Source organism: Lactobacillus sp. UBA5813 (assembly GCF_002417895.1).
GTDB classification, from domain to species: domain Bacteria; phylum Bacillota; class Bacilli; order Lactobacillales; family Lactobacillaceae; genus Lactobacillus; species Lactobacillus amylolyticus.
In genome coordinates this window covers 356-3,954 of sequence record NZ_DICZ01000045.1, presented here as the reverse complement: position 1 = coordinate 3,954, position 3,599 = coordinate 356, and the positions used below count along the sequence as shown (strand labels likewise).

The window sequence follows — 3,599 nt, the reverse complement described above, 5'->3', positions numbered from 1 at the left end:
ACAAGTTCGACCTTGTTTTCTTTATCTAAAATATTGATTTCACACTCAGTTGTGCGGTCATTTTCTTTTTGCATTGCTTCGGCGATCATTCCCGCTTCAATAGCGAATTCTTTGCTATCGCTGTTTAAACGATCTGTGACGGTTTGACCACTTAATTCATAAGTAGTTGATGCCCTTCGCTCTTTAACTTTTTCTAATTTGCCGAATTCAGCCATTTTAAAGAATTCAGCCAAATCGTCAAAAGAGGAAAGATCATAGTGCCGAGAGATTCTCTTGCCGGCCCAGTAAAGGATATCTGCAGTATCTTTACCGAGAATTTCTGGTAAAAGGAAGTCTCTGTAAAGCTGATTTAAAAAGTAAACATGTTCGTTTGTTTGATTTGTTTCATCTTGCATAAGTTTCATCCCTTTTATTCTTTTTTATTTTACCGTAAACTAGTGGAAGTAGAAAATAAAATTTTTCTTTAGAGGTGCATAAAATTATGGATAATCGTCCGATCGGACTACTAGATTCTGGTGATGGTGGTTTTAGCGTTGTTAAAAAAGTTATCAAAAAATTGCCTGAAGAATCAACTATTTTTATCGGTGACAATGCTCATATGCCGTACGGAGACAAGAGCAAAGAAAAAGTTATCGAGTTGACGCGGCATAGTGTTAATTTTTTATTAAGCAGAGACGTTAAGCTGATTATTTTTGCCTGCAATACGGCAACTGCAGCTGCTATGTCAACAATTCAAAAAGAAATTAAACTACAAATTATCGGCGTCATTCAATCTGGAAGTTTGGCTGCAGCCAGAACAACTGAAAATAAAAAAGTGGCTGTCTCCGCTACGCCAGTGACTATTGCTTCACATGCTTACAAAAATGAAATTCAATTTCGCGATCCAGAGATTGAGGTAACTGAATTGGCTACGCCCAAGCTGGCACCTCTTGTAGAAGCAGAGGAAGACTACAATACTAATTTGCGGGTGGTTAAGGAAAGTTTGAAGCCACTCCAAGGAANNAAGACTTTGATACTTTTGTTTTAGGTTGTACGCATTATCCGCTAATTCAAAAAGAGTTTGAAGAAGCACTGCCTGACGACGTTTCAATTGTAGATCCAGCAGATCAAGTTGCACAATATACTTTCAACGTGATGCGCCGCGATGGCTTATTTGCAGCTCCAGGCAGCGTGGCTCGACATGAGTATTACACGACAGGAGACGTAGAAAAATTTGAACGTATGGGGCAATCTTTCTTGGATCAGCCTAATTTAAAAGCAAAGCATGTAGATACGGAGAATATGTGATGACGAGAGAAATTTTGTTTGCAACAAATAATCAAGGCAAAGTAAAAGAACTTAAGGAAGCATTCAAGCAAGCTGGAGTTGATTTAATCGTTAAAACGGACGCAGATTTGGATAATCCGCCTCATCCAATTGAATCTGGCAAAACCTTTGAAGCAAATGCCAAAATCAAGGCTCATGAATTGGCAGAATTTTCTGGCCTGCCGACAATTGCTGATGATTCAGGTTTAATGGTTGATAAATTAAATGGTGCACCTGGCGTACGTTCAGCTAGGTATGCCGGCGAAGCTCATAATGATGCCCATAACAATGCCAAGCTTTTGGCAGAATTAGGCGGAGTGCCACAAGCTGAAAGAACAGCAAAGTTTAATACGACCATCGTTGTTTCAATGCCGGGACACTTTGATCAGGATCTAGTAGTTTCTGGTCAATGTGCTGGTGAAATTATGCCAGGTCCTGTTGGCGAAGACGGTTTTGGCTATGATCCGCTTTTTTATGTTCCTGAAAAAGAAAAAACATTCGCACAAATGACTACCGATGAGAAGAATGAAATTTCACATCGTGGCAGAGCAATTAAAAAACTGCTTAAAGAATTGCCTGCTTGGCTTGCACAATTTGATTAGAAAAAAGAGTTGGAATTTTATTTCCAACTCTTTTTTAGGCTAATTTTGTAGTAATCGTGCTTGAAGTCTCCGCAAATTTAATATGACTTTTTTGCAAAGCTTCAATGTAGTGACTCAAGTACAGATTTTTAACAATGCTTTGTTTGTCCAGCTTTACTTTAAAAGAAACAGCATAAGTGATTGTCTGCCCATTTTGACCAGTAACTCCGATGATCGTAGGTGCAGTCGCAAGCAAATTTTTGCTGGGCTTAATTTCCTTATTGACTTGCTTGATAATCTGAGTGACTTGATCAAAATTATTGCCCGCATCTAATTCCAAATTGACCGTCATGCTGATGAAGTTATGAGCTAAATTTTGAACAATCGAAATATTGCGGTTGGGAATAAAAATCGTAGAGCCATCGGAGGCCTTAAGTCTGGTTGTTCTGAGTCCTAATTGCGTAACTGTTCCTGTTTGCGAATCGATTAGCACGGTATCGCCAACGTCAAATTGATCTTCACTCAAAATAAAAAAGCCGTTAACAAGGTCGCTAACAAAACCCTGTGCTCCCATTCCTAGCGCCAGGGAGAAAATTCCGGCGCTGGCAAGCAAGGTGCCAACTGGAACACCGATAATTGATAGAATGCCAAAAAGATAAAAGAAAATTACAGTATACTGAAAAACACTGTTGATCAATGCAGTAATTGTTTTAGTACGTTTATTTTTGATCCTTTTTGGCTTGCTTTGCAGATAGCGATTAATTATTTTTTTGCCAAAGTGTGAAATAAGATAAAAAATTAGCGTGGTTAAGAGCAGTTGCCACAAAACAGTGATTAAATAGTTGCCGATTTTATCCCAATTAAGTGAAAAAGTATTTTTACCAATATGCAATGCGGTTTTCATTAGAGTTTCTCCTTGTAAAATCTTGTTTCTATCTTAACAAATAACTTTTTGATTGAGAAACAAGTATTTTCATGCTAGACTTTTTTTAGATGTATTATTGGAGGTAGAAGATGGTAATTTCTTATGGAGCTATCGCTGGTTTAATTGCTGCTGTAGCATTTCTATTGTTAGTTTTATTTACAATTCCAATGCTTGTGCGTACTTCAAAAACTTTAAAAGAAGTTAATAAAACTATGCAAACAACTAACAAGTCAATTCAAGAAATTTCAACAGATGTAGATGGCTTGATGAAGCAAAGCAGCGACTTATTAGATAAAACAAACGATTTATTAGCCGATATTAATGGTAAAATGAAGACAATTGATCCAGTAGTTAAAGCTGCTGCAGATCTTGGGGAAAGTGTTTCAGAAATTAACGCTTCTTCTAAAAAGATGGCAAAACGGATCAACAATGTGCATTTAGGTCGAACAGGCATTGTTTCTTCATTGTTAACAGCAATGCTGGCTAGACGCAAACGTCGCAATGGTGAAGATTAAATAGAAGATAAAGGAGGAAACCCCGATGAGTAAATTTACTAGTTTTTTAGTTGGTGCTGTTTTAGGTGCTGCCGCTGGTTTTGCAGCTGGCTCATTATTAGTTGATGATGATCTACTTGATGATGTAAAGAAAAAAATTAAGGTCAACGAAAAACTTCAAGATCTTAAAAAGAAGTATGATAACGGTACTGAAATCGTTAAGAATCAATTGGCATCCTTCCCAAAGAGCGTTGAGGATGATTCTGAATTAAAAGACTTTGATGATATTGTCAT

The 3,599-nt window shown here is 37.4% G+C and carries 5 protein-coding genes and 1 pseudogene; 4 read left to right on the top strand and 2 right to left on the bottom strand.

What is annotated here, in order from left to right:
- Positions 1-404: YslB family protein (locus B2008_RS08255; RefSeq protein ID WP_414672006.1), on the bottom strand; the 404-nt coding region annotated here is incomplete at its 3' end.
- A gap of 77 nt (positions 405-481) precedes the next feature.
- Here B2008_RS08255 and murI point away from each other — a divergent pair.
- Both murI and B2008_RS08245 read left to right on the top strand, forming a co-directional pair.
- Positions 482-1,287, top strand: a pseudogene (murI, locus tag B2008_RS08250) (glutamate racemase).
- Positions 1,287-1,907, top strand: coding sequence for an XTP/dITP diphosphatase (locus B2008_RS08245; protein WP_281828215.1), 621 nt, complete (start codon positions 1,287-1,289; stop codon positions 1,905-1,907). Before murI ends, B2008_RS08245 begins: the two are co-directional and overlap by 1 nt.
- A gap of 34 nt (positions 1,908-1,941) precedes the next feature.
- Here B2008_RS08245 and B2008_RS08240 read toward each other — a convergent pair whose 3' ends face one another.
- Complete coding sequence (locus B2008_RS08240) at positions 1,942-2,790, bottom strand: mechanosensitive ion channel family protein (protein ID WP_281828217.1); 849 nt, start codon at positions 2,788-2,790, stop codon at positions 1,942-1,944.
- A 110-nt stretch (positions 2,791-2,900) separates the two neighbouring features.
- Between B2008_RS08240 and B2008_RS08235 the strand changes: the two genes are divergently transcribed.
- Together B2008_RS08235 and B2008_RS08230 are read left to right on the top strand one after the other, a co-directional pair.
- Positions 2,901-3,326, top strand: a complete 426-nt coding sequence (locus tag B2008_RS08235) for a DUF948 domain-containing protein (RefSeq protein ID WP_281828219.1) — start codon at positions 2,901-2,903, stop codon at positions 3,324-3,326.
- A 25-nt stretch (positions 3,327-3,351) separates the two neighbouring features.
- Positions 3,352-3,599 (top strand): DUF1269 domain-containing family protein (locus tag B2008_RS08230; protein WP_286822642.1); only part of this gene is annotated, 248 nt, incomplete at its 3' end.

Excerpts from the sequence above, each read along its gene's own strand:
- B2008_RS08245 (WP_281828215.1), top strand. The coding sequence starts at position 1,287 with ATGACGAGAGAAATTTTGTTTGCAACAAATAATCAAGGCAAAGTAAAA.
- B2008_RS08240 (WP_281828217.1), bottom strand. The coding sequence starts at position 2,790 with ATGAAAACCGCATTGCATATTGGTAAAAATACTTTTTCACTTAATTGG.
- B2008_RS08235 (WP_281828219.1), top strand. The coding sequence starts at position 2,901 with ATGGTAATTTCTTATGGAGCTATCGCTGGTTTAATTGCTGCTGTAGCA.